Origin of the sequence: Parasphingomonas halimpatiens (genome assembly GCF_036663795.1) — a bacterium.
Taxonomy (GTDB): domain Bacteria; phylum Pseudomonadota; class Alphaproteobacteria; order Sphingomonadales; family Sphingomonadaceae; genus Sphingomonas.
In genome coordinates, this window is the sequence record NZ_JAXOJP010000005.1 from 242034 (window position 1) to 268207 (window position 26174).

Annotated in this window: 19 protein-coding genes and 1 pseudogene; 9 read left to right on the plus strand and 11 right to left on the minus strand. The window is 65.9% G+C overall.

Features of this window, described 5'->3' with window-relative positions; translation table 11 throughout:
* Positions 1–77: 77 nt before the first annotated feature.
* From U1839_RS08000 to U1839_RS08015, 4 genes are all read right to left on the minus strand, one after another.
* The gene (locus tag U1839_RS08000; RefSeq protein WP_332803123.1) at positions 78–1013 is read right to left on the minus strand and encodes a hypothetical protein; all 936 of its coding nucleotides are present in this window, start codon (positions 1011–1013) and stop codon (positions 78–80) included.
* Between the two features lie 180 nt (positions 1014–1193).
* The gene (locus U1839_RS08005) at positions 1194–2072 is read right to left on the minus strand and encodes an IS1595 family transposase (RefSeq protein WP_332803124.1); all 879 of its coding nucleotides are present in this window, start codon (positions 2070–2072) and stop codon (positions 1194–1196) included.
* 181 nt (positions 2073–2253) lie between these two features.
* Positions 2254–3333, minus strand: a complete 1080-nt coding sequence (locus U1839_RS08010) for an LLM class flavin-dependent oxidoreductase (protein ID WP_332803125.1) — start codon at positions 3331–3333, stop codon at positions 2254–2256.
* Positions 3330–4238 carry an aldo/keto reductase gene (locus tag U1839_RS08015; RefSeq protein WP_332803153.1) on the minus strand — a complete coding sequence of 303 codons (909 nt, stop codon included), beginning with the start codon at positions 4236–4238 and terminating at the stop codon, positions 3330–3332. Before U1839_RS08015 ends, U1839_RS08010 begins: the two co-directional genes overlap by 4 nt.
* Before the next feature lie 38 nt (positions 4239–4276).
* Here U1839_RS08015 and U1839_RS08020 point away from each other — a divergent pair, with 38 nt between their 5' ends.
* Positions 4277–5365: a Gfo/Idh/MocA family protein gene (locus tag U1839_RS08020; protein WP_332803126.1), complete on the plus strand. Its 1089-nt coding sequence runs from the start codon at positions 4277–4279 to the stop codon at positions 5363–5365.
* 110 nt (positions 5366–5475) lie between these two features.
* Positions 5476–7905 (plus strand): TonB-dependent receptor, encoded by a 2430-nt coding sequence (locus U1839_RS08025; RefSeq protein WP_332803127.1) that lies wholly within the window; start codon positions 5476–5478, stop codon positions 7903–7905.
* A gap of 134 nt (positions 7906–8039) precedes the next feature.
* Here the strand turns inward: U1839_RS08025 and U1839_RS08030 are convergent, their stop codons facing one another.
* Positions 8040–9251 carry an alpha/beta hydrolase gene (locus U1839_RS08030; protein ID WP_332803128.1) on the minus strand — a complete coding sequence of 404 codons (1212 nt, stop codon included), beginning with the start codon at positions 9249–9251 and terminating at the stop codon, positions 8040–8042.
* Between the two features lie 89 nt (positions 9252–9340).
* Positions 9341–10609 (minus strand): MFS transporter, encoded by a 1269-nt coding sequence (locus U1839_RS08035; RefSeq protein WP_332803129.1) that lies wholly within the window; start codon positions 10607–10609, stop codon positions 9341–9343.
* Between the two features lie 172 nt (positions 10610–10781).
* On the opposite strand from U1839_RS08035, the gene U1839_RS08040 reads away from it, so the two are divergent.
* Positions 10782–11828 carry a YeiH family protein gene (locus tag U1839_RS08040; RefSeq protein WP_443030585.1) on the plus strand — a complete coding sequence of 349 codons (1047 nt, stop codon included), beginning with the start codon at positions 10782–10784 and terminating at the stop codon, positions 11826–11828.
* Between the two features lie 229 nt (positions 11829–12057).
* On the opposite strand, the gene U1839_RS08045 is transcribed toward U1839_RS08040, so the two are convergent.
* Positions 12058–13071: a LacI family DNA-binding transcriptional regulator gene (locus U1839_RS08045; protein ID WP_332803130.1), complete on the minus strand. Its 1014-nt coding sequence runs from the start codon at positions 13069–13071 to the stop codon at positions 12058–12060.
* Positions 13072–13192: 121 nt separating this feature from the next.
* Between U1839_RS08045 and U1839_RS08050 the strand changes: the two genes are divergently transcribed.
* From U1839_RS08050 to U1839_RS08070, 5 genes are all read left to right on the plus strand, one after another.
* A complete protein-coding gene (locus tag U1839_RS08050) occupies positions 13193–15337 on the plus strand; it encodes a transglycosylase domain-containing protein (RefSeq protein WP_332803131.1) in 2145 nt (714 codons plus the stop codon).
* The gene (locus tag U1839_RS08055) at positions 15334–15909 is read left to right on the plus strand and encodes a WG repeat-containing protein (RefSeq protein ID WP_332803132.1); all 576 of its coding nucleotides are present in this window, start codon (positions 15334–15336) and stop codon (positions 15907–15909) included. Before U1839_RS08050 ends, U1839_RS08055 begins: the two co-directional genes overlap by 4 nt.
* A 108-nt stretch (positions 15910–16017) precedes the next feature.
* Complete coding sequence (locus U1839_RS08060) at positions 16018–17316, plus strand: NRAMP family divalent metal transporter (RefSeq protein ID WP_332803133.1); 1299 nt, start codon at positions 16018–16020, stop codon at positions 17314–17316.
* A 46-nt stretch (positions 17317–17362) separates the two neighbouring features.
* Entirely contained in the window at positions 17363–18370 is a 1008-nt protein-coding gene (locus U1839_RS08065; protein ID WP_332803134.1) for a threonine aldolase family protein, read from the plus strand.
* Positions 18371–18450: 80 nt separating this feature from the next.
* On the plus strand, positions 18451–19368 hold the full coding sequence (locus U1839_RS08070; protein ID WP_332803135.1) for a DMT family transporter: 918 nt from the start codon (positions 18451–18453) through the stop codon (positions 19366–19368).
* Here the strand turns inward: U1839_RS08070 and U1839_RS08075 are convergent.
* Genes U1839_RS08075 through U1839_RS08085 form a run of 3 tightly spaced genes read right to left on the minus strand, consistent with a single transcriptional unit; the run spans position 19278 to position 23062 of the window.
* The gene (locus U1839_RS08075; protein WP_443030586.1) at positions 19278–20120 is read right to left on the minus strand and encodes a Rossmann-fold NAD(P)-binding domain-containing protein; all 843 of its coding nucleotides are present in this window, start codon (positions 20118–20120) and stop codon (positions 19278–19280) included. The genes U1839_RS08070 and U1839_RS08075 overlap by 91 nt on opposite strands.
* On the minus strand, positions 20117–21409 hold the full coding sequence (locus U1839_RS08080; protein WP_332803136.1) for a M48 family metallopeptidase: 1293 nt from the start codon (positions 21407–21409) through the stop codon (positions 20117–20119). The genes U1839_RS08075 and U1839_RS08080 overlap by 4 nt, the downstream gene beginning before the upstream one ends.
* A gap of 21 nt (positions 21410–21430) precedes the next feature.
* A complete protein-coding gene (locus U1839_RS08085) occupies positions 21431–23062 on the minus strand; it encodes a M28 family metallopeptidase (RefSeq protein ID WP_443030587.1) in 1632 nt (543 codons plus the stop codon).
* 107 nt (positions 23063–23169) lie between these two features.
* Here U1839_RS08085 and pepN point away from each other — a divergent pair, with 107 nt between their 5' ends.
* Positions 23170–25770: an aminopeptidase N gene (gene pepN, locus U1839_RS08090; RefSeq protein ID WP_332803137.1), complete on the plus strand. Its 2601-nt coding sequence runs from the start codon at positions 23170–23172 to the stop codon at positions 25768–25770.
* Between the two features lie 207 nt (positions 25771–25977).
* Here pepN and U1839_RS08095 read toward each other — a convergent pair.
* Positions 25978–26174 (minus strand): annotated as a pseudogene (locus U1839_RS08095) (hypothetical protein); the annotation flags it as partial.

The window sequence follows — 26174 nt, forward strand, 5'->3', positions numbered from 1 at the left end:
GGTGAGTGCCAGCTTGTTTCAGGAGTTTGAACGTGCCGATATTCATCGCTGCGATGCTGCTGGTGGCACAGTCGTCCTTAGTCAAAGTCGATTTCGTTGCCCGAGGAATAGGGCGACAGGCGTCCGAGATTGAGGCTGTTCTCGCCGCTAGCGAAATAGCAGAATTTGTACCAATGAGTTCGCCCGAATATGTCCGCGTAGGTGCCCGCACCGTAAACGTAGAGAGCGGCGCGACCCTCCTCAATTTCAATAAGCGAGGAAGCGTTGAGAGGGGTCCCATGGGGCTGCACGGCGTCCGATGTGGCGCCGGGACCAATGACCGTGCAACTCATATCAAGGTCATCGGGCGCGGCCGGAAGGGGGTCATGCAAGGGGAAGCATTCTACCCATGTATGGGTCCACCCCCTCTTGTTGATGGCTGGGGTCTGTCCAAAGTTTTTAATGGTAATGCTGGCCACCGGCAGAGCGTCAGCACCAATTTTGAAGCCGGCGTGAGAAGGGAATACGTACGGCCGCAACTGGCGCTCGGCATTTTTGGCCGCCAGTTCATTACCGCGTTTGGCGACCCGCAAGGATTTTTTGGATTCATCAACGGTGATTACGTTCGCGTCGCTCGCGAGGTTCGCAGTCCGCTTCGTATGGTAGGCCGCTCTTTCGGCGAAGAAGGCGGCAGCGAACGCGGCAAGCAGGGCCAGGTACACGCAGATGGCGGAAACGAGCGTTGCGCTGGATTGCCGATAGGTAAGCCAAACGCTTTCCTCCGAAGCGTCCGATGCGCGAGCGGTCGCGATCAAATCATCGGCTTGATAACGAGCCTGTCCCTCTGTTGCTTCGCAGCCTTCGCGGTGACCAAGGGGTTTCCCCGCGACAGGCCGCGCCCAGTTTGGCTGGCAATAGCGCTGGTGAGCGCGAATATCGGCCTCTACTGCCTGCACCCGCTTTTGACTTGGGAGGTCTGGAGCTTTTGGCCATAGCGCCGCGCCGATGATGATGACGCCTACGATTCCCAACACAGCAAAAGTGGCAATGTAACGCCGATAACGAGTAGGCATTTTTAGAAGCGCCACTGCAATTTACCCCGGCCGACTTGTTCCCGAGATTTCAGAGCGAGTCTATGGTAAGGAGCGATATGACCGACGACACACAGGCCCGCTTTGACCGCCTCCTGACGGCCATGGCGACGGGCACCAAGCCTAGCGTGCGAAAGAAGCCATCATCCGGTCCAGCATCAGATGCGGGACGTGACGCATGTTGTAGCGATACTCAAACTCGCCCAGATATTTCGACAGATGCTTCCCGCTGACGTGGATGTGGGTGCCGTTGATGCCGCGCTTTAGCTGCGCCCAGAAGCCTTCCATCGCGTTGACGCCCGCGCCTTCCTTGGTCGCGTACTGCTTGGCGCCATGGTTCACGGTGACGTGCTGATAGCCGTTCTGCGAAATGTCCTTGTAGCCGCCGAACTCGTCGGTGTTGAGCGTGGTGCCCGGCAGGACGTGCTGATTGATGAGCGAGTGCATCGCTGCCTTGTGGCGGGCTGGTGCAACGCGAGTGATTAGCTCGCCGCCGCGCTCAAGCATCCCGACGACGCAAGTCTTGTTGCCCTTGTAGCCCGAGCCCTTCCCGCTCACCGAGCCGCCGATAAGCGTCTCGTCGATCTCGACCACTTCGCCGACGCCGCCCAAGGGATCGTCGCTGTCCAGATCTCCCATATATTCGCGGATCATGTGGCACATGCGCCATGCCGTCTTGTAGGTGACGCCAAGCTGACGCTCGACCTCTTTGGCGGCGACGCCGTTACGCGAAGCGGCGAACTGGAACATCACGAAGAACCAGTCCCGCAGCGACGTGCGAGTGCGGTCGAACGGGGTGCCAGCGGTCGGGTAAACCTGATGCCCGCAATACTCGCACACATAGGCGCGGCGCGTGCTGACGCGGTAATAGTGGGCGCTCTTACCGCACCCGGCGCAGTCGTGCCGATCACCATAACGGGTGCGCATCAGATGCTCCAAGCACGCTTCCTCCGTCGGGAATTGCGCTTGAAAATCGCGGAGCGTGGGGGCCTTGTTTGCCATGCGATTTTACTAGCACTATCCCCTAAGTGTCGCAAGGGGATAATTGCCAACTCGTTTCAGGGTCTATGCGCGGTCAGGTATCACAGGAGCGTCGCTCGTCGGTTTGGTGACCGTGCATGGATGCTGAAACGAGTTCAGCATGACGAGAGAATTTTGTTAAGTATTTGTATATTAATGTATTTTACAGCGGGGCGTGGTCGATCTTGGGCAGCACGTGGCGTGCGAACAGGTCGGCCTCGGCGGCGTGCGGATAGCCCGACAGGATGAACGCCTCGATCCCCATGGCGCGATAGGCGTCGAGCTTGGCGAGCACCTGGTCGGGGTCGCCGACGATCGCCGCGCCGCAGCCCGAGCGTGCCCGGCCGACACCGGTCCACAAATTGGCCTCGGCATAGCCGTCGTCCGACGCGCCCTCGCGCAGCGCGGCCTGCGCGGCGACGCCGGCCGAGGTCGAATCGAGCGACTTGGCGCGGATCGCGGCGCCCTGATCGGCATCGAGCTTCGACAGCAGTCGGTCGGCATAGAGTCGCGCCTCGGCCTCGGTCTCGCGCACGATCATGTGCGCGCGGTAGCCGAAGCGCAGCGTGCGGCCGTGGCGCGCGGCGCGTGCCTTCATGTCGGCGATGATCGCGGCGATCACCTCCTGCCGGTCGGGCCACATCAGGAACACGTCGCAACCCTTGGCGGCCGCCTCGCGCGCATCTTCGGAAAGGCCGCCGAAATAGAGCGGCGGCGCCTTGCCCGACACCGTCGTCACGCGCGGCGGGGCGATGTTCAGCTGCCAGAACTCGCCCTGATGATCGAGATGCTCGCCGTTGAGCAGCGTCTTCAGGATGTGCATCGCCTCGACCGTGCGGGCATAGCGCGCCGGCGAGGCGAGCTTTTCGCCCGGCATGTCGGACGAGATGATGTTGACCTTGAGCCGCCCGCGGCCGCTGCCATTGGCGGCGGTCATCCGGTCGATCGTGGCGATCTGGCGGGCGAGCTGCACCGGCCAGGTCTCGCCGATGCGCACCGCCATCAGCAGATCGATGCGCCGCGTCGCGATGGCAATCGCGGCGGCGAAGGCGGTGGTGTCGATGCCCAGCTCATAACCCGAGGGCAGCAGGATATTGTCGAATCCGCCGCTTTCGGCCTGCACCACGATGTCGCGGCAATGTTCCCAGCTCGACTTGAGCCCGGCATCGGGTACGCCGAGAAACTCGTAATCGTCGTCGCACAGCGCCGAGAACCAGGCGATTTCGCAAGGGTTATGGCTCACGGCAGTTTCTCCCCGCGTGCCGCGACCAGCACCTCATACCAGGACTGGCGCGTCCAGCGCACCTTGTAGACATCCGCAATCTCGCCGATCCGCGCGACATTCTGCGTGCCGACGATCGGGATCGCGCCGGCCGGATGCGCCATCACCCAGGCATAGGCGGCGGCGGCGCGCGACACGCCCGCCTCCTGCGCGACGAGATCGAGCGCGGCGGCGACGCGGCGGCTGCGCTCGTCCTGCGGATCGCCGAGCCGGCCGCCACCGAGCGGCGACCAGGCGAGCACGGCGATATCGCGTTCCATCGCCAGGTCGAACAACCCGTTCTCGATCGGCTCGAGATGCAGCGGCGAGAATTCCGGCTGGTGGCTCGCCAGCGGGATCGTCAGCAACGCCGCGATCGCGCGGGTCTGCGCGACGGTATAGTTGGACACGCCGATCGCGCGGACCTTGCCCGAGGCGACCATCGTCTCAAGCGTGCGCGCCACCTCCTGCGGGTGGGCGAGAATGTCGGGGCGGTGGATCTGGTAGAGCTCGACCTGCTCGACGCCGAGTCGGCGCAGCGAATCGTCGAGCGCCTGCATCAGATAGTCGCGGCTCGAATCATAGGGCACCGGCGGGTTGATGCCGCCCTTGGTCGCCAGCACCATCTTGGCGCGCAGCTGCGGTGCCGCCTTGAACACCGCGCCGAGCGCGGTCTCGGCGTCGCCAAAGCCGCCGTCGCCGGTGAAGCCGTATATGTCAGCGGTATCATACAGCGTCACGCCGGCGGCCATCGCCGCCTCGATCAGCTTTTGACCCTCGGCAACCGAGGCGTGGCCGAAACGCCACATCCCCCAGGCAATGGGGCTGACCAGCAATCCGCTCTTGCCGAGCGGGCGGGAATCGGGTGTAAGTGAGAAATAGGACATCGCTGTCATACATAAGGGCAAGACGGTTGGGAGAGCAAGTGCGTTACGGCCTGGTCGGCACCGGCATGATGGGCGTCGAACATTTGAACAACCTGGCGATCACGCCGGGCGCGGTGGTGACGGCGCTCGCCGACCCGGTGCAGACCTCGCTCGGCTGGGCCAAAGGGGCGCTCGGCGACCGGGCCGATGCGGCGACGGCGTTCGACAGCGTCGAGGCGCTGGCGAAGAGCGGCCTGTGCGACGCGGTGATCGTCGCCTCACCCAATTTCACGCACCGCGCGGTGCTCGCGCCGCTGTTCGATGCCGGCCTGCATATCCTGTGCGAAAAGCCGCTGGCCACGACGATCGCCGATTCGCGCTGGATCGTCGAGCAGGCCGCGAAGACCGACAAGGTGTTCTGGACGGCGATGGAATATCGCTACATGCCGCCGGCCGCCGAATTCATCGCACAGATCCATGCCGGCGACATCGGTCGCTTGCGCATGCTGTCGATCCGCGAGCATCGCTTTCCGTTCCTCGAAAAGGTCGGCGACTGGAACCGCTTCAGCCGCAACACCGGCGGCACGATGGTCGAGAAATGCTGCCATTTCTTCGATCTGATGCGGCTGATCGTCGGGGCCGAGGCGGTGCGCGTCTATTGCTCGGGCGCGATGGACGTGAACCATCTCGACGAGAATTATGGCGGTGAACGCCCCGACATCATCGACAACAGCTACACGACGGTCGATTTCGCCAATGGCGTGCGCGCCATGCTCGACCTGTCGATGTTTGCCGATGGCGCCGAGAACCAGGAAGAGATTGCCGCGGTCGGCGACAAGGCGCGGCTCGAGGTGCTGATCCCTGAAGGCGCGATCATCCTGTCGCCGCGCGTCGGCTTCCGTAACCCCAAGGCCGCGTCGCGCCGGGTCGTCCACACCGACGAGACCGCGCTCAACGCCGGCAGCCATCACGGCTCGACCTTTTACGAGCATCAGAAATTCAACGCGGCGGTGCGTGGCGTGGGTCCGGTCGAGGTCACCGCGCGCGACGGGATGATGGCGGTCGCGATCGGCGCGGCGGCGGAACTGAGCGCGCGCGAGAAGCGTGTCGTCAACATGAGCGAATTTGGGTCGGAAATGGGCGTCTAGGCGCCCGCGTTGAAAGCCCGGCTTTAGACCGGCAAAGCCCGACAGCGCTGTCGCATTTGGGCCAATAATAATAATCTCTAGTGATCTACTGGGAATTAAGGGAGGGTATCATGACCAAGGCTTTCTATCTCTCCGGCGCGGCGCTGCTGGCGTTCGCATCACCGGCCTTCGCGCAAACCGCGCCCGCCGCCACGCCCGCTCCGGCGGCGGCGACCGATCCGGAAAACACCGCCCCGGGCGACATCATCGTCGTTGCGCAGAAGCGCGCCGAGCGGCTGCAGGACGTGCCCGTCGCGGTCTCGGTCATTTCGGGCGACGCGCTCGCCTCGCAGGGCAAGGTCAGCATCGAGGGCGCGCAATATCTCGTGCCGACGCTCAACGTGCTCAAGACCGGCACGACGCTCAACCAGACGATTTTCCTGCGCGGCGTCGGCACCTCGACCTTCTCGATCGCCGGCGAGCCGTCGGTGTCGACCGTGGTCGACGGCGTGGTCTATAGCCGTGCGGGCGAGGCGTTCAGCGACCTCGTCGATGTCGACCAGATGGAAGTGCTGCGCGGGCCGCAGGGCACGCTGTTCGGCAAGAACGCCTCGGCCGGCGTCGTCAACATCATCTCGAAGCAGCCGACGCACGCTTTCGGCGGCTATGTCGAAGCGGGTTATTACAGCCGGGCCGAATATCGCGGCCGCGCGGTGATCAACGCGCCACTCAGCGACAGCGTGCGCACGCGCCTGACCGGCTTTTACGACAATTATGACGGCAACATCTACAACACCACCGCCAAGACGCACGTCAACGGCTTCGAACATTATGGCGGCCGCCTGCAGATCGTCGCCGATGCCAGCCCCGATATCCGGCTGAGCTTCATCGCCGATTATCACCACAATAACGACGATTGCTGCGCCGAGGTGATCGGCACGCCGCCGATCAACGGCGCCGACGGCAAGGTGATTACGGTAGTAGCCGGTTCGCCGCCGCCGGCCGCGACCTTGCCATCCGCCGCTCTCCCCACGCCGCTTGGCGACCAGTCGCGCACCATCGCCCAGAACCTCGTCACCGCGACCAAGGAAACCGGCTACGGCTTCTCGTTGCAGGGTGACATCACGCTCGGTCAGCATACGCTGACCTCGATCACCGCCTATCGCAACTGGAAGAACACCGAGATCCGCGACGGCGACTGGCTCGACCAGGCTTATATCGGCTCCAACCAGCTGCACGATTTCGGGCCGCAGACCGGGCACACCTTCACCCAGGAACTGCGCCTGACCTCACCGGGCCACCAGTTCTTCGACTATGTGATCGGCGGTTATTATTCGCGCGCGACGAGCGAGCGGATCTTCTCGCGCTTCGATCAGGCCTGCACCGCGGTGGGCGCCGCGCCGACGACGCTGACGCCGTGCACCAGCGCGCTCGCCAACCCGTCGACCTTCCCCAACGGCACGGCGGATTTCGGTTCGGTGTTCGACAATCTGGCGTTCTTCGGCCAGGGCACGCTCAACGTCGCGTCGAACTTCCGGCTGATCGGCGGGCTGCGCTTCACCAGCGACCATCTCGACGTGTTCCATTCACGCGTCTCGCCGCTGACCGGCCCGGGCATCCAGCCCAATTTCGATCAGGGCGTGTACAATGAATATGTCCGGCTGGTCGGGCTGGGCACCTCCCCGACCACGGCGGCGACGCAGGCGGTGGCGCTATCGAACGGCGTGCCGTTCCGCACCGGTACCAGCCATACCAATCTGTCGGGCAAGGCCGGTTTCCAGTTCGACCTGTCGCATGACTCGACCTTCTACGGCACCTATGCGCGCGGCTATAAAGGCCCGGCGTACAATGTGTTCTACAACCTGACCGCGACCGGCACCAACGTCATCGCGCCGGAAACCTCCGACGCGTTCGAGCTCGGCCTGAAGAACACGCTGATGGGCGGCAAGCTGACGCTCAATCTCGCTGCCTATTACGCCAAATATCACAATTTCCAGGCTAACAACCCGGATCTGGTGGCGGGCGTGGTCGTCACGCGCTTCACCAACGCCGGCAACATCTCGACCCGCGGCTTCGAGCTCGATGCCAGCTATCGTCCGGTGCGCGACCTGAACATCACGGGCGGCTTCGCCTATACCGATGCCAAGGTCGACGCCTTCCTCGCACCGCTTGGCGCGGCGGTCGTACCGGCGGGTACGCCGCTCGGCTTCGCGCCGAAATGGAAGGGCAATATCAGCATCGACTATCGCATCCGCACCGGTGGCGCGGTCGATGTCTTCATGGGCGCACAGGGTTCGTATCAGAGCTCGGAACTGTCGCTGTTCTCGGCCGATGCGGTACAGCGCCAGTTCGGCACGATTCACGCTTATGGCCTGGTCAACCTGTCGGCAGGTGTCGCGACGCCCGACGACAAGCTCAAGCTTACCTTCCAGGTGCGTAACCTGTTCGACCAGAGCTTCGCCGCGCTGATCACCAATGGTGGCCCCGGCGGCGCCTATCGCTACCAGATCCCGCGCGACGCCGATCGCTACTTCGGCGTGACGGGACGCGTGACCTTCTGATCCCAGCCCCCTTGGGACCCCGTGAGGCCCGGCCGGCATGATCCGGTCGGGCCTTTTCGTTTTGCGGTTTCAGAGAGAACCCGGATGTGGAGGTTGCTGCTGAGCGACTACAATGGGACGCCACTCAACATAGATTAGCTATCACTCTGATTACAGGTAGGGGCCCAGGCGACCTGATCTGCATGCTGTACCCCCAACCCTTCATCAGCCAACATCCGGTCAAAAACCTTGCTACCGACATACCACGAGAAACGATGGATTTTTTCCGGCTTTAAGATATATTCCCGCATCAAAGGATATTGATCCTTCTGCAGTGCGCAGCCAACCGCGAGGGTGGTACCAAGCCCGGTTGGGTTAAATTTGGCGGCTAGCCCAACATATTTACGAAGGATCGGATCCTTCGCGTTCACGGTGTAACGCAAGCTGACCACTTGTTTGCCGAGTGGGCGCAAGCGTCGGCATGTATATGCCCGGTCCGTAGTTGGCTGCTCGCTCGCGTCGCAAAAGTCGATGCGGTCAATTGCTGGTGCGAGCAACAGAATGTGAATTCGATTGCCATTTTCGCCAAGCGGCGGTGGCGCGAGGAAGTTCGCACTATCGCTCCAAGCAGCAGCTAGTTTTTTTGTATCAGCGAGGAAGTCAGGATCGTAGACAGGGTTACCGAGTGCAGAAAGGACAACGGAGGATCCGCGGCTATGCGCTATAAGATAGATATCCTTGTCACTAAACTGATCGAGCAGGCGTCGAAGGCCGCGTGATCCGGCGAGCTGGCTATTACCAGTCGCCCAGAACCATATTCTACCACCGCCCAATCCCGATCCGGTCAAACCATCCCAATAGAAGCGAATAATTCCATCGCTAGCCTTCAGGCCTAGTCGGGTTTCGATTGCTTCATAAGCTGGCGTCGCTTCTGCAACAGTGTTGTTGTAGCCATGAACAAGGATAAATATTCTTTTCTTCTCGCGTCCGAAGGCTGCGATATCAGCAAGTTGACGTGGTTCATCAACTGTGAGTCGGTTGCGCATGGCGGAGCTATGATTCAGCAGGCTTCCCGCCGGCCAGTGTCTCGGCGTACTCAACAGCACGCGCCATTCGGAAGGATAAAAGCTGCCATTCGCGTCAACAAAAACCTCGGCGTAATTGGGGCCACGTTGGCTTTGGACAAAACGATCGGCAACTGGGAAGGAGTGATGGTAACATGCGGACAAAAACAGACTAGATCCGAGAATGATCGGAGCACACATCATGCGCCGGATTAATAGAAAATTTTCTAACATCGCCACCCCCTCCGTATTAAATGCATCTTGGCAAAATTGGAGGCAATTGCGAGTCCAAAAAATATCCATTTCGGACGAGTCTTTTAATTTCCAGAGCGTTGATTTTTCGGCGACTCAGTAAGGCCCTGGTTGAATTGAACTCAGCTGGTGCGGGTTGCTCAATGCCCCATCACCAGCCCATCGCCGCGCTCGCTCTCGTCGACCGGCACAATCACCGGGATGATCAGCTGGATCGCGAGCAGCGCCAGCAGATACGACACCGCGCAGATCGCCAGCATCGGCGCATAACCAAAGCCGTGCGACAGCGACCAGCCGGCGAACTGGATCATCCCGACCGAACAGAGATTGCCGCAGAATGCCGCGATGCCGATCGTCGAGCCGACCGAGCGCGCCGGGGTGATGTCGGTCGTCACGCCGAACACATTGGTCGAGAAACCCTGATGCGCGAACAGGCCGAGGCCGAGCACCAGCGCCGCGATCCACGGGCTCTGCAGCGACTGCACCGTCGCCACCGGCAGCACGAGCAGCGCATAGAGCAGCATCGTCGTCTTGCGCGCGCGATTGACACTCCAGCCGGCCTTCATCAGCCGCGACGGGATGTACCCGCCGGTCAGCGCGCCGCACGCCGCCATGACATAGACGAGCGCGATCGGCAGGCCGAGCGTGCCTTGCGGCAGGCCAAACAGCCGGTGGAACAGGTCGGGCAGCCATAACAGCATGAAGAACCACACCTGGTCCGACAGCACTTTGGCGATGGCGATCGCCATGGTGTTGCGGCTGCGCAGCACGCTTAGCCACGGCACGCGCGCCGGCGACAACGCGTCGAGCGCGACCGGCTTCACGCGGATCGCGAACCATACCACCACCCATAACAGCCCGAGCCCGCCTGCGAGCAGGAAGGCCGCCTGCCAGCCATAGGCCACCGCCAGCGCGGGGATGAACAGCGGGGTGACGATCGCGCCGATATTGGGCGCGGTATTACCGATGCCGAGCGCGAGCTGGCGGTCGCGATGGTTGAAATAGGTTGCCGCCGACTTGACCGCGGCCGGCGTACCGACCGATTCGGCCATGCCGAGCAGGATGCGTGCGCTGAAGAAGCCGGTCACGCTGGAGGCAAAGGCATGGCCCATGCCGGCCAGGCTCCATATCGCGACGCCGAGCGCGAAGCCGAGCCTGAGGCCGACCCGGTCGAGGAACCAGCCGGTGCCGAGAAAGGCGAAGGCGGTCGCGACCTGGAAGGCCGTGCCCATATTGGCATAGTCGGCGTCGGACCATTTGAATTGCAGCTCGAGCGTCGGTTTGAGCAGCGCGAGAATCTGGCGATCGACATAGTTGAGCATGATCGCGACGAAGATCATCGCAACGATAATCCAGCGCGCCGCACCGCCGCCTGCGCGCTCCCCGGCGCCCGCCTGATTATCGGCCATCTCTCCACTCCCGCTTATTTTCCGATAGCGTTGTCATATTGACGGTCGCTACGCTAATGAAAAGCTATCCGTTCGCCCCGAGCTTGTCGAAGGGCTGTCCTTCCATCCTCGTCGCCGCGTCCCGCAAGGACGGGGCTTCGACAAGCTCAGCCCGAACGGGCATGAGGGCGACATGGCACTTACCACCAAGCGGCCGCTGCCGATGGCGGCGGATCTCTACGGCGATATCGAACCGTCGCCGCAGGCGACGTGGCGCGGTTACTGGCCCGGGCTGACGATCGTCGCGGCGGGCACGCTCGCCGCCGGTTTCCTGTCGGACCATTATGGCGTGCCGCTGACGCTGATGGCGCTGCTGATCGGCCTCGCGCTCAATTTCCTGTCGGCCGATGTGCGGCTCACCCCCGGTCTCGCCTTCGCCTCGCGCTCGCTGCTGCGCTGGGGCATCGTGCTGGTCGGGGTGCGCATCACGATTGGCCAGATCATCGCGCTCGGTCCGCTCGCCTTGCTGTGCGTGCTGCTCATCGTCGCGCTGACGATGGGCGCGGGCATCCTCGTCGCGCGGCGGCTCGGCTTCGATGCCGCGTTCGGCACGCTCGCCGGCGGCGCGGTGGCGATCTGCGGCGCCAGCGCGGCGATGGCGCTGGCGACGACGCTGGGCGAGAAACGCGCCAGCCAGGCGCAGCTCACCCTGGTGCTGGTCGGCATCTCGGCGATGAGCGCGACGGCGATGATGGTCTATCCGCTCGCCGCGCACGCGCTGCACATGAGCGACCTCAAGGCCGGCTTCATGCTCGGTGCGGCGATCCACGACGTCGCCCAGGCGCTTGGCGCGGGATACTCCTATTCCGAAGGCGCCGGGCAGATCGCCGCGATCGTCAAGCTGACCCGCGTCGCGCTGCTCGCGCCGGTGCTGGCGATCGTCGCGATGTTCCTCGGCAAGGATGCCAGCGGGGCGAAGAAGGTCGGGCTGCCCTGGTTCGTGGTCGGCTTTTTCGTGCTCGCCGGGATCAATTCGACCGGGATCATCCCGCCTTTCGTTGCGACCGCGGCGGAGAAGACCGCCGCCGGCCTGCTCGCCGCCGCGGTCACCGCGACCGCGATCCGCTCGCCGCTCTCGCAACTGCTCGAGGCCGGACCGCGCCCGCTGTTCGTCATCCTCGCCGCCACGCTCGTCGCCTTCGTGCTGGCGGTGGCGGCGGCCTATTTTCTGATCGGCTAGTTCCTTTCGCCACAGCACCGCGCAGGGCGAGGTCGCGCCTTTTTTGTTCGCGCGGAGGCGCGGAGGCGCGGAGAGCTCGCCTCTGTGGCGAATGTTCCGCGTCAGCAAAAACCGCAACCGGCGCGGCGCGCGTGAGTCGATTTGCTGACGCGCGACCTAACCCGGCACGCAACCCCTCCGCGCCTTCGCGCCTCCGCGCGAACAAATCTTCTTTCCGAAAACCGGGGAGCTACGTCCTGATCGGATAAAGCGGCCCGGTCGAGCCGCGCACGATCAGCTCGAACGGCACCTCGCGGCGTTCGACCACCGGCGTCTCGTCGGACAGCAGCATGTCGGCCGCCTCATAGCCCATGCGCCGCGTCGGCTGGCGGATCGTGGTCAGTGGCGGCCAGACATAGCCGGCCAGCGCATCGTCGCCGAAGCCGGCGACCGACAGCGTGTCGGGCACTGCGATCGCGCGGCGATGCGCCACGGCGAGCACGCCCGCCGCCATGTCGTCGTTCGACGCGAAGATTGCGCTTGGCGGTCGGTCGAGCCCGAGCAGTTCCTCGCCGGCGACCGACCCGGAGGCGAAGTCATAGCCGCCCTGCTTGACCAGGCCGAGGTCGAGCTCGATCCCGGCCTCCTGCAGCGCGCGCATATAGCCCGCGAGACGCTGCGCGCTGGTCGCATAGCTCTTGTGCCCGGCGACGAAACCGATCCGCCGATGGCCCAGCCCGATCAAATGCCGCGTCATCGCCGTCGCCGCCGCCTCATTGTCGAGGAAGCTCGACGGGGCGAGGTCGAGCTGCGAACCCGGCGAGATGCGCACGAAACGCACGCCGCGGCGCTGCAACAGGTCCAATACCTGCGGATAATCGGTCACCGGCGGGGTCAGGATCAGCCCGTCGACATGCGTCGCATCGACCAGGCTTTCGACATCGTCGAGCAAGGTCGCCGAATCGCGGTCATAGGGTTGGGCGATCATGCGTACGCCGTCCTGCGCACAGCGATCGCGGATTCCCGACTGCATCTCATAGACATAATAGGGGCTGGGATTGTCGCAGATCAGCGCGATCTGCCAGCTGCGCTTGCCGGCGAGCGAGCGCGCCGCCGCGCTCGGCCGGAAATTGAGCGCCGCGACCGCCGCCTCGACGCGCGTCCGCGTCTCGGCCCCGACATATTTCTCGTTGTTGAGGACGCGCGACACCGTCTTGATCGAAACCCCGGCGCTTCGCGACACGTCCTTGATCGTTACTCGCAAGCCCGCCCCTCCGCTGGTATAGCGGCCACGATGTGCCGCAACGCAGCCCTCGCGTCCACGCCGACTTGCACGAGCTGTTATATTCACGTAATACACGCACAGGCCGAGTAAGAGACAGGCGATGCGTTCCTATCCCTTCGATCCCGATGGCCCGGCCCAAGGTCGCGATCCGCTCGAGCTGACCGGCGGCATGCCGCCGCCGTCGCGCTACGCGTCGGACTATCGGCGCGATCCGCCCGACGATCGCGACGCGCCCGAAGACTTTCCCAACCACGCTTATACCAGCAACCTGCCGGTGGTGCAGCGCCCGCGCCGCCGGCTGCGCTGGGTGATGCGCGGGCTGGCGGTGATGGTCATGCTGTTCGTCGTCGCGGTCGCCTGGCTGGCGATCACCGCGCCGCTGTCGAAATCGCTCCAGCCGCCGACCCCGCCGAGCATCACGCTGCTCGCCGACGACGATACGCCGATCGCGCGACACGGCGCGATCATCGGCAAGCCGGTCGATGCCGCGAAATTGCCCAAGCACATCACCAACGCCTTCCTCGCGATCGAGGACCGCCGTTTCCGCTCGCACTGGGGGGTCGATCCGCGCGGCGTCGCGCGCGCCTTCATGCACAATCTGTCGCGCGGCGGGCTGCACGAGGGCGGCAGCACGATCACGCAACAGCTCGCCAAGAACGCCTTTCTCGATTCGGATCGCACCGCCGGCCGCAAGTTCCGCGAGTTGCTGATCTCCTTCTGGCTCGAGGCGTGGCTGTCGAAGGACGAGATCCTGTCGCGCTATCTGTCGAACGTCTATTTCGGCGATAACGTTTACGGGCTCAGCGCGGCGGCGCGGCATTATTTCAACCGGAGACCTGAGGATCTGTCGATCGGCCAGGCGGCGATGCTCGCCGGGCTGGTCAAGGCGCCGTCGCGGCTGGCCCCGACCGGCGATCTCGAGGGCGCGCGCGCGCGGCAGAAGCTGGTCGTCGCGGCGATGGTCGCCGCCCACTTCCTCAGCGCGGACGACGCGGCGGATGTCGGCCCGGCGCGGTTGTCGGTGCCGCCCGAGCGCCAGCGCCTGCCCGACGGCACCTATTTTGCCGACTGGGTGCTGCCCGCCGCGCGCGACCATGCCGGCGAGATCGCCACCGAGACCACAGTCAAGACGACGCTCGACAAGAGGCTGCAACGCGCCGCCGAGCGCGCGGTGGCGCGCGCCGGGGTGCGTCAGGCACAGATCGCGCTGGTCGCGATGCGCCCCGATGGCCGCGTCGTCGCGATGGTCGGCGGCAAGAGCTATGCCGACAGCCCGTTCAACCGCGCGACGCAGGCGCGGCGCCAGCCCGGCTCGGCGTTCAAACTGTTCGTCTACCTCGCCGCCTTGCGTTCGGGCATGACGCCGGATTCGATGATCGACGACAAGCCGGTGACGATCGGCGACTGGAGCCCGAAGAACGCCGATGGCCGCTATCTCGGCCCGATCACGCTGCGCCAGGCGTTCGCGCGCTCGTCCAACGTCGCGGCGGCGCGCATCACGCAGAAGGTCGGCGTCGCGGCGGTGATCAAGGCGGCGCGCGATCTCGGCATCTCGACGCCGATCCCGAGCGAGACGACGATCGCGCTGGGCACCTCGACCGTCTCGCTGCTCGAACTGACCGCCGCCTATGCCGCGGTCGCCGGCGAGAGCTACCCGGTCCATGTCCGCGGGCTAGAGGATATGCCGGGCCGCAGCTGGTATGACGAGGTCGCCAACAGCCAGCATCCGCTGACCGGCCGCATACGCGAGCAGATGCTCGATTTGCTCTCGGCCTCGGCCGAGACCGGCACCGGGCGCCAGGCGGCGCTGTCGGTCGCAACCTTCGGCAAGACCGGGACGACGCAGGACAGCCGCGACGCGCTGTTTATCGGTTTCGCCAATGGGCTGGTGTGCGGCGTGTGGGTCGGCAATGACGACAACACCCCCAATCGCGGGCTGTCGGGTGGCGGCATCCCGGCGCGGGTGTGGCGCGATTTCATGCAGAGCGGGCTCGGCGTCGGGCCGAAACAGGCACCGCAACCGGTGACCGACGCGGTCGATCCCGATGCGGCGGACAGCGCGGATGCCCCGGGCAACGACGTGCTGCCGATCGAGGGCAATATCTCCGGCCTCGGTCTCGACCTGCATATCGGCCGCGACGGCAGCATTCAGATCAACCGCGCCCCGCGCAACGACCCGCCACCGCCGCGCGACCGTCGTGAGGAGCGCGCCACGCCGCCACCGGGGCGCGGCGACGAGGAGTGAACAACGCGCGCGCCTTCGGCGTGATCGCATCGGTCGCCGCGTCGATTGCCATCGTTTCCCCAGCCGCTGCGGGACACAAGGCGTTGTTGCGTCCCTGCACCTATGCCTTCAACGTCGATATCGGCACCTTCGCACACTGCGCGCGGCTTGATCGCACCGGTCGGATGAGCGTGCGCCCGTTTCACCTTCGTCGGCTCGCCTTTGATCGTCATGGCCTGGCCAATATCTATGTCGATGGCTGGTATTACGTCCGACGCGACGGCCGGAGCGCCCCGGTTATGACGTTGGACAACGGCGCGGAGGGCTTTTCCGACGGCCTCGCCCGGTCGCAACGACGCGGGAAGATCGGTTATATCGACCAACGGCTCGGGCTCGTCATCGCGCGGCGTTATGATGGCGCCTATCCGTTCGCGAGCGGCGTCGCGACAGTGTGCATCGGTTGCGAGGTGAAGATGAGGGGCGAACATGGCAGCTATGTCGGTGGGCGCTGGGGCTGCATCGATCGTCGTGGCGTGCTCGTCGGGCCGATGCGGCGGCAAACGGACTTTCGCGATTGCCCCCCGGCCGATTGATGCGGGCGAGGCCACCGGTTCTTTGACAGATCGCACCTGCTGTCGCCGCGACCCTGAAGCGGTCGATCGTTGCGTTGCCACCCACGGCGCCACGTGCGACGGTCCTGCATGACCGACCCCGCCCCACCCGAAGCAGCGCCTGCCGTCGGGTTTCGCGCCTTCCTCAAATCGCTCGGGCCGGGCCTGATCACTGGCGCCGCCGATGACGATCCCAGTGGCATCGGCACGCACAGCCAGGTCGGCGCCGAGTTCGGCTATGGGCTCGCCTGGACTTTCCTGCTCAGCTTCCCGCTGATGGTGGCGATCCAGCAGATCGCCGCCGAGATCGGCCGCGTCACCGGCGCGGGCATCGCGCGCAACCTGCGCCGGCACTACCCCAAATCGCTGCTGTGGCTGATCGTCTCGCTGCTACTGATCGCCAACATCGTCAATCTCGGCGCCGATCTCAGCGCGATGGGGGCGGCGCTGACCTTGCTCATCGGCGGCAACGGTGCGCTCTACACGCTGCTTTTCGGCATCGCCTGCATCGTGCTCGAAGTCTGGCTGAGTTATCCGCGCTATGCCGCGATCCTCAAATGGACGACATTGTCGCTGTTCACCTATGTCGCGGTGGTGCTGGTCGCGCACGTGCCCTGGCCGCACGCGCTGCGCTCGCTGGTCGTGCCCGAACTGCAGTTCAACACCGCTTATGCCACCGCCTTCGTCGCGATCCTCGGCACGACGATCAGCCCTTATCTGTTCTTCTGGCAGGCCGGACAGGAGATCGAGGAGCAGCACCGCCACCACGCCAAGCCGCTGTGCCTGACGGCGACCACCGCCGGCCCCGAGCTCAAGCGCATCCAGATCGACACGCTCACCGGCATGGCGTTCAGCACGATCATCTCGCTGGCGATCGTCTTCGCGACCGCCGCGACGCTCCATGCCAGCGGCGTGCGCGACATCGCCACCTCGTCGCAGGCGGCCGAGGCGCTGCGCCCGATCGCCGGGCAATTCGCTTTCGCGATGTTCGCGGTGGGGATCATCGGCACCGGCCTGCTCGCGGTGCCGGTGCTCGCCGGCTCGGCGGCCTATGCCGTTACCGAAATGGCGGGTGTTGCCGGCAGCCTCGACGCCAAGCCGCTCTCGGCCCGGTTGTTCTACGGTACGATCGCAGCGACGACGCTCGCCGGCGCGTCATTGAACGGCATCGGCATCGATCCGGCGCGCGCGCTCTATTGGGCGGCGGTGATCAACGGCATTCTCGCCGGCCCTTTGATGGTGGTGATGATGCTGATCGTGCGCAATCCGCGCGCCATGGGGCGGCTGAAGGTGTCGCGCTGGCAGATCGGCTTCGGCTGGGCGGCGACCGGGGTGATGATCGCGGCCTCGGCGCTGTTCCTCGGCTTCGTCGTCACCGGCGCCGCCTGACGGGCACCCCGTTGACGCCGCGCGCGGCGCGCAGCAAGGCACCGTCATGCGCTTCTTCTCCGACAACGCCGCCCCGGTCCATCCCGCCATATTCGCCGCGATGGCCGCTGCCGACACGCTCGACACCGCCTATGATGGTGATGCGTGGAGCAGGCAGCTCGACGGGCGCTTCTCGGACCTGTTCGAAACCCCGGTAAAGGCGCTGTGGGTGCCCTCGGGCACCGCCGCCAATTGCCTCGCGCTCGCCGCGCTGTGCCCGCCGCACGGCGCGGTCGTCTGCCACCGCGACGCGCATATCCAGAATGACGAATGCGGCGCGCCCGAATTCTATACCCATGGTGCCAAGTTGCTGCTCGCCGACGGCGAAGGCGCCAAGCTGACGGTCGAGACGATCGCCGCCGTGCTCGACGCGACGCGCAACGACGTCCACCAGGTCCAGCCGCACGCCATCTCGATTACCAACGCGACCGAATATGGCCGCGTCTACACGCCCGACGAGGTCGCCGCGATCGGCGCGCTCGCGATGGCGCGCGGTCTCGGCCTGCACATGGACGGCGCGCGTTTCGCCAACGCGATGGTGCACTGCGGCTGCACCCCCGCCGAGATGACCTGGCGCGCCGGGGTCGATGCTTTGAGCTTCGGTTTCGTCAAGAATGGCGGGATGAACGCCGAATGCCTGGTGTTCTTCAAGCCCGAGCTCGCCGCCGCCACGCTCTATCGCCGCAAGCGCGCCGGACTGCTCTTTTCCAAGGGGCGCTACCTCGCCGCGCAGCTGCTCGCTTTGCTCGACGACGACCGCTGGCGCGACAATGCGCGTGCGTCCAACGCGGGCGCGACGCTGCTCGCCGAGGCGGCGGGCGACCGGCTGGTCCACCCGGTCGAGGCCAATGAGGTGTTCCTGCGCGCCAGCCCCGACGAGGCGGCGCGGCTGCGCGCGCTCGGCTTCGACTTTTACGACTGGGCGCCGGGCGAGGTACGGCTGGTGATTTCCTGGGATCAGCAGGCCGAGGCGATCCGCCCGCTCGCCGAGGCGATCGCCGCGCTTGGCGCCTGACGCGGATCGATCAGGCCAGCTTATCATCCGATAAAGAGAAGCGCATCGACAGCGGCGTGTGCGCGGCTAAAGGCTTGGCCGTGACCGCAACGACCGCCCCTTCATCGACGCGCTTCGCGGTGCTGCTGCCGTTCGCGATCGTCACCCTGGTGTGGGGCTCGACCTGGCTGGTGATCCGCGACCAGGTGTCGAGCGTCCCGCCAAGCTGGTCGGTCTGCTATCGCTTCCTCGTCGGCGGCACGGGCATGGTGTTGCTCGCGCTGGTGCGGCGCGAGACATTCGCGCTCGATGCGCGCGGCTGGCGCTTCGCCGGGCTCATCGCGCTCTCGCAATTCTGCCTCAACTTCAACTTCGTCTACCGCGCCGAGGAGCATATCACCTCGGGCATCGTCGCGGTGGTGTTCGCGTTGATGCTGGTGCCCAATGCGGTGCTCGCCCGGGTCTTTCTCGGCCAGCGCATGGGCGCGCAGCTGCTGCTCGGCTCGGCGGTGGCGATGGCCGGTATCGCGCTGCTGTTCCTGCACGAGGTACGGCTCAACCCGCGCGGCCCCGGCGAGGCGGTGCTCGGCATCGGCCTGACCGCGCTCGCCATTTTTTCTGCCTCGACCTCCAACGTGTTGCAGGCGACCGATACGGCGAGGCGTTATCCAATGGTGCCGACGCTCGCGGTGGCGATGCTGCTCGGCGCGGCGCTCGATGGGGTGATCGCGCTCGTGCTCAGCGGCCCGCCGGTGATCGAATGGCGCCCCGCCTATATTGGCGGCATCGTCTATCTCGGCCTGATCGGCTCGACGTTGACCTTCCCGCTCTATTTCGGCGTGGTGCGCGCGATCGGCCCGGCCAAGGCGGCCTATTCGGGGGTAATCGTCCCGGTCATCGCCATGCTGCTCTCGACGCTGTTCGAGGGTTATCGCTGGACCGGGCTCGCCGTCGCGGGCGCGGCGCTGGCGGGGGCGGGGCTGGTCATCGCGCTTAGGGCGCGCAGGCCGGCGCGGTAGGTCGGGTAACGCGGCGCCCAGCCGAGCACGCGCTTGGCCTTGCCGTTCGCCACGCGCCGGTTCTCGGCATAGAAAGCGCGCGCCATCGGCGACAGGCTGTCGAGCGCGACATAGGCCGGCGGCGCCTGCCCGAGCAGCCGCGCCGCGAATTCGATCACGTCATTCTGCGCGCAGGGCAGATCGTCGGCGAGGTTGTACGCCCCGGCCGGCGCGTCGAGCGCCGCGATCACCCCGCTGACGATGTCGTCGACATGCACCCGGCTGAACACCTGGCCCGGCACGTCGACGCGGTGTGCCGCGCCGCTTGCCACGCGTTCCAGCGGCGAGCGGCCGGGGCCGTAAATCCCCGGCAGGCGAAACACCCGCGCGCCCAGCGCCAGCCACGCCGCGTCCGCCGCGGTGCGGGCATTGCGGCGCCCGGTTCCGGTCGGCGCGGTCTCGTCGACCCATGCACCGCCGGCATCGCCATAGACCCCGGTCGAGGAAAGATAGCCCAGCCAGCCGCGCGCCGCCGCCAGCGCATCGCCATAGACGGCGAGTGCCGGGTCCTGGTCGCCTTCGGGCGGGATCGACGACAGTATCGCGTCGGCCGCGCCGATCGCCGTCGCCACAGCGTCGCGCTCGCCAAAGGCCAAAGTGCCATCGCGCCCGTCGCGCGTCACGCCGGTCACGGCCCAGCCACGCGCGACCATCGCCGCGCCGAACCGCCCGGCGGTATAACCGCGCCCGAGGATCAGCAGCCGCCGCGTCATTGCCCGTCGAGCTTGATGTCCGGCGTCACCATCGTCGCGCCGGGCACATGGTCTTTTTTCCACTGCATCGCCATGCGCACGCGCGTCGCGCCCGATGGATGGTCGAAGAACAACATCTCCTCGATCGGGCCGGGTTCGATCTTGCGATATTCCGACAAACGCATCGCCACCTTGGCGAAACCATCAGGCTCCTGCGCGACACTCAGGCCAAACGCGTCGGCCTGGCTTTCCTGCACGCGGGTCAGCGTGTTGAGCGCCGGCGTCAGGATCAGCCCGGTCACCGCCCCAAGCAACGCCAGCAGCGGCAACACCGCCGGGTCGGCGACGTCGCGCACGCCCCAGCGCGCGCCATAGCGCGCCAGGATGCCGGGGATGATGCGTTGCAGGATCCAGAAACCGGCAAACAGCGCCAGCGTGATGATCAGCAACGCGCGCTCGATATGGCCGATGACATAATGGCCCATCTCATGCCCCATCACCGCGGCGATCTCGTCCGGCCCGGTGCGGTTGAGCAGATTGTCGTTGAGCGAGATGCGGATCGTCGGCCCGATCCCGGAAACATTGGCCGAGATGCGCTTCGTCTGCTTCGAGGCGTCGAATAGATAGATATGCTCGGCCGGGATATGGCTGGCGGTCGCCATCGCGACGATGCGGTCGCGGATCGGCCCGGCCGGCAGTTCGGTATAGGTGTTGAACAGCGGCGCGACGAACACCGGGCCGAGCAACAGGCCGAAGATGAGGAACGCGCTGGTCGTCGCCGCACCCCATAGCCACCAAGTCCGGCGAAAGCGGCGGATCACCGCGAACAGCGCGACCAGCAGCAGCGCATTGACGATGATCGCGACGCCGAGCCCGATCGCCTGCTCGCCCAGCCAGGCGGAAAAGCTCTGGCTCATCAGACCATAATGCCGCTCGCGCACGAAGTCCGACCAGATCGTCCACGGCAAGGTCAGTAGCGTCGACACGATGACAAACGGCACGGCATAGAGCGCCGGCACCAGCCAGCGCCACTTGGACAGCCGCTCGGCCACGTCACGGAAACGCGCCGACAGACCGCTGCGCAACATCAGCAGGTAGATGACCACTGCGACCAGCGTGCCCCATAAAGGCAGCCAGTAACCGCCCTCGAAATAGGCATCGGACTTGGCCCGCGCCGGGCCCTGCAACAAAGCGAGATAGGCATGAGTCGCCGTCTCGACATCGAACGGCGGATGGTTGGCGGCGAGCGCCGTCGCCGGCGCCAGCAGCGCGGCAAGCGCGATGGCGGCCGCGATCGGTTTGTTGCTCATCTCATGTCCCCCTTGTCGGCGTTATTGTGCGCCATAGCCGTGATAGAGCAGCCCGAAGAAATCGCCCTTGTTCCAGCGCGGCCGGGCGTCGCCATCGGCGATCTCGCGCGCGATGGCGTAGTTGACCGCCACGAAACGCACGCCCTGTGCCCAGTCGAGCGTCTGGCCGATCTCGTCCGACGGCTGGTGATAGCGCTTGGCGAAGAAGTCCGCCCACGCCGCCTTGCCGTCGCCGGCTTGGCCCGGCCACAGGAACACCGAGGGGATGCCCTGCTGGACGAAGCGATAATGGTCGGAGCGCACGAAGATGCCCTGGCCGGGGTCGGGGTCGGGTGACATCGTCACGCCCAGCGCCGCCACCGCCTTGCCGACGATCGGGCCGAGCGTCGAGCGGTCGGCGCCGAACACCGTCATGTCCTGAAAGGCATAGCTCAGGATCGGCATGTCGAGATTCACGTCGGCGACGATATGATCGAGCGGCAGTGTCGGGTGGCGCGCGAAATAGTCGGATCCGACCAGCCCCTTCTCCTCCGCCGTCACCGCGAGGAACAGGATGCTGCGCCGCGGCGGCGTGCCGCTCGACTTGAAGCGCTTCGCCTCCTCGATCAGCGCGGCGATGCCGACGGCATTGTCCTCGGCGCCGTTGTAGATCGTGTCGCCATTCTTGTCGGCGCGCCCGACACCGAGATGGTCGAGATGCGCCGACAGCACCACCACCTCATCGCGCAGCTTCGGGTCGCCCCCCGGCAGCAACCCGGCGACATTGGCGCTGCGCGATGGCTCGAACGCGCTGTGCAGCGATATCGTTAGCCGGCGCGGCAGCGGCATCGCGAGGAAGGTCGCGCCGTCCTTGTTCGCCGCCGTCGCGATCGCCGCCCATGGTGTCTTCCCACCATCGAACAATTTGGCCGCGCCGCTCGCGCTCAGCGTGGCAAGCGTCGGCGCGCCGGGTTCGAAGCCGGTGCCGTCGGGTTTCGCCCAGACGGTGCGGGCGCGGTCCCAGCCCGTCGCCGCGCGCCCCAGCGCGCGCGGCAGGATCTGGATCACACCGATCGCGCCGTGCTCCGCCGCGGTTGCAGCCTTGGTCGCGGGGCTGGAGAAATGCGCGCGCTCCTCGCTCTGGAAACGGCTCGGCGCGCCGCCGAGCATGGCGACGATCTTGCCGCGCACATCGACCCCGGCATAGTCGTTGCGGCGATAGGTCGGCGCGACGATGCCCTGGCCGACGAACACCACCGGCGCGTCGATCGTCGTCGCCGCGCGCCCGGCCACCGCGCCGGGGACATAATCCTCGCCGAACACCAGCGGCTGCGGCGCGGCGCCCTTGCGCGTCACCACCACATCGCCATGATCAGCCGGGCGCACCGCGACCAGCGGCACGTCCTGCAGATAACCGCCCTTGTCGCCCGCCGGCCGCAGCCCGGCGGCATAGAATTGCGCTGCGACATAATGCGCCGCGATCATGAACTCCGGGCTCGATGCCTCGCGGCCCTTCATTACGTCGTCGGCAAGAAACAGCACATGCGCCTTCAGCGCCGCCTGGTCGTCGGGCAGCGGCGCGTTGATCGTCGCCAGGTCGCGCGTCGGCGCATCCTGCGCCGGCGCCGCGCTCGCCGCCAGCAACGCCAGCCCCGCCATCATCCGCCGCATCATTTCCGCTCCGCTTCGTGTGTCACCGCGCTATCACAGCGGCGGGCGCGTGCAAGCATCGGCGCGTTTGGGGTGGCACCGCGGCACGCCACCGCCTACATCGCGAGCCTATGCTCGATGTTCAGAACGCCGCCGCCGTCCCGCTCGTCACAAGGCGCGAGGATTATCGTCCCCCGGCATGGCTGGTGCCCGAGATCGCGCTCGATTTCGATCTCGATCCGGCCGCGACGCGGGTCCGCGCGACGCTCCACATCCTGCGCAACGGCGCGCATGATGCGCCGCTGCGGCTCGACGGCGGCGGCCAGACGCCGCTTTCAGTCATGGTCGATGGCGTCGCTGTCAATGACTGGCATGTCGAGGACGAGGCGCTGGTCATCCCGATCAGCGGCGATGCGCATGTCGTCGAGACCGAGGTCGAGATCGCGCCCGATCGCAACACCCAGCTGATGGGGCTCTATGCCTCGGGCGGCAATCTCTGCACCCAGTGTGAGGCGGAAGGGTTCCGCCGCATCACCTTCTTCCCCGATCGGCCCGACGTGCTCAGCCGCTACACGGTGAAGATGACCGCCGACAAGGCGCGCTTTCCGGTGCTGCTCGCCAATGGCGATCCGACCGCGTCGGGCGATCTCGACGATGGCCGCCACTGGGCGACCTGGCATGATCCCTTCCCCAAGCCGAGCTATCTGTTCGCGCTGGTCGCCGGCGATCTCGTCGCCAATCGCGGCAGCTTCGTCACCGCCTCGGGGCGCGAGGTGGCGCTCGGCATCTGGGTCCGCCCGGCCGATCTGTCGCGCACCGGCCATGCGCTTGCCGCGTTGCAGATGGCGATGGCGTGGGACGAGCGCGTCTATGGCCGCGAATATGATCTCGACGTGTTCAACATCGTCGCGGTCGACGATTTCAACTTCGGGGCGATGGAGAACAAAGGCCTCAACATCTTCAATTCGCGCTACGTGCTGGCCGATCCCGACACCGCGACCGATTATGATTATGACGCCATCGCCGCGGTGGTCGCGCATGAATATTTCCACAACTGGTCGGGCAACCGCGTCACCTGCCGCGACTGGTTCCAGCTGAGCCTCAAGGAAGGCTTCACCGTCTATCGCGACCAGAGCTTCTCGGCCGATCAGGGCTCGGCGGCGGTCAAACGGATCGAGGATGTGCGCGGCCTGCGCGCGTCGCAATTCCCCGAGGATGCCGGCCCGCTGGCGCATCCGGTGCGCCCGGAATCCTATCTCGAAATCGCCAATTTCTATACGGCCACAATCTACAACAAGGGCGCCGAGGTCATCCGCATGCTGGCGACGATGCTGGGGGCCGAGCGCTTCCGCACCGGCACCGATCTCTATTTCGATCGCTTCGACGGCACCGCGGCGACGTGCGAGGATTTCGTCGCCTGCATGGAGGATGCCGGCGGCATCGACCTGACCCAGTTTCGCCGCTGGTACAGCGAGGCCGGCACGCCGCGCGTCACCGCCGCGCTGGCCTATGATGCAGAGGCCGCGCGTGCCACGCTGCGCCTCGCCCAGCGCGTCCCGCCGACGCCGGGGCAGAGCGACAAGCCGGCAATGGTGTTGCCGCTCAAACTGCGTCTGTTCGGCACCGCCAGCAGCCAGCCGCTCCTTCCCGAGCAGTTGCTCATCTTCGATCAGCCCACCGCCGAAATCGCCTTCGACAACATCGCCGAGCGGCCCGTGCTGTCGATCAATCGCGGTTTTTCCGCGCCGGTGGTGGTCGAGACCGATCGCAGCGCCGCTGATCTCGCCTTCCTCTCGGCGCATGATGACGATCCGTTCGCGCGCTACGAGGCGATGCAACAGCTGATGCTCGACACGCTCGTCGCGGGTGCGCAGGGCCGCATGGCCGATCACGCCGCGGTCATCGCCGCGGTCGGCAACACGCTCGACGACACCGCGCTCGATCGCGCCTTCGTCGCCGAGGCGGTGCTGCTGCCGTCGGAGAGCTTCATCGGCGACCAGATGGCCCTGGTCGATCCCGAGGCGATCTACCGCGCACGCGAGGCGCTGCGCGGCGATCTCGGCCGCGCGCTCGAGGAGCGCTGGCGCGCCGCCTATCTCGCGGCGAAGGGCGTCGGCGCCTATCGCTACAATCCCGAGGACAAGGGCCTGCGCCGGCTGAAGAGCGTCGCGCTCGGCTATATCGCCGCCAGCGGCGCGGCCGACGTCGCCGGCCTCGCCTTCGCGCAGTTCGAGGCGGCCGACAATATGACCGATCGCCAGGGCGCGCTGACCACGCTCGTCAACAGCGACGCGCCCGAACGGATCGCCGCGCTCGACATCTTCTACAACCGCTATTCCGACAATGCGCTGGTGCTCGACAAATGGTTCTCGACCCAGGCGCTGGCGTCACGCGCCGATACGCCGGCGGTGGTGGCGGAACTGGCGCGGCACCGCGACTTCACGCTCGCCAATCCCAATCGCGCGCGCTCGCTGGTCGGCGCGTTCAGCGTCAACCAGCGCGCCTTCCACGTTGCCGGCGGCGCGGGCTATCGCTTCCTCGCCGACCAACTGATCGCGCTCGACAAGCTCAATCCGCAGACCGCCGCCAAGCTTCTCCCGCCGCTCGGCCGCTGGCGCCGCTTCGACAGCGGACGCGCCGCGCTGATGCGCGCGGAACTGGAACGCATCGTCGCGGTACCTGGCCTGTCGAAGGACATGTTCGAACAGGCTTCCAAGAGCCTCGAGGGGTGACCTGAAAATACCTCCCCGGAACGGGGAGGGGGACCGCCGAAGGCGGTGGAGGGGCCGGTCGGGGGTGATCTGGCGTCGCTCGATCAGCGCGCGTTTGCCTGACCTGGCGGCGGACGCACCGGTGGATTTTGTGGCTGGCTATCGCCCGACCAGCCCCACCACCACGCCGCTTCGCGTCGCGGTCCCCCTCCCCGTGCCCTACCAGATTCACACATTGGTCTGGTATCCGAGGGTTTGGATGGCACGTTTAGCGGCCTGGATTTCGAGCCATCCGTTGAGCATGACGACCGGGCCGGGTTTTCCGTAGTAGCCGGTCCATCCGCCGAGGCGAGCGCAGACCCATGCGGCATAAGCGAGCGAGCCCTTGGGATGAGGGTTTTTCTGACGCTCGGTCTTGCCTTCGA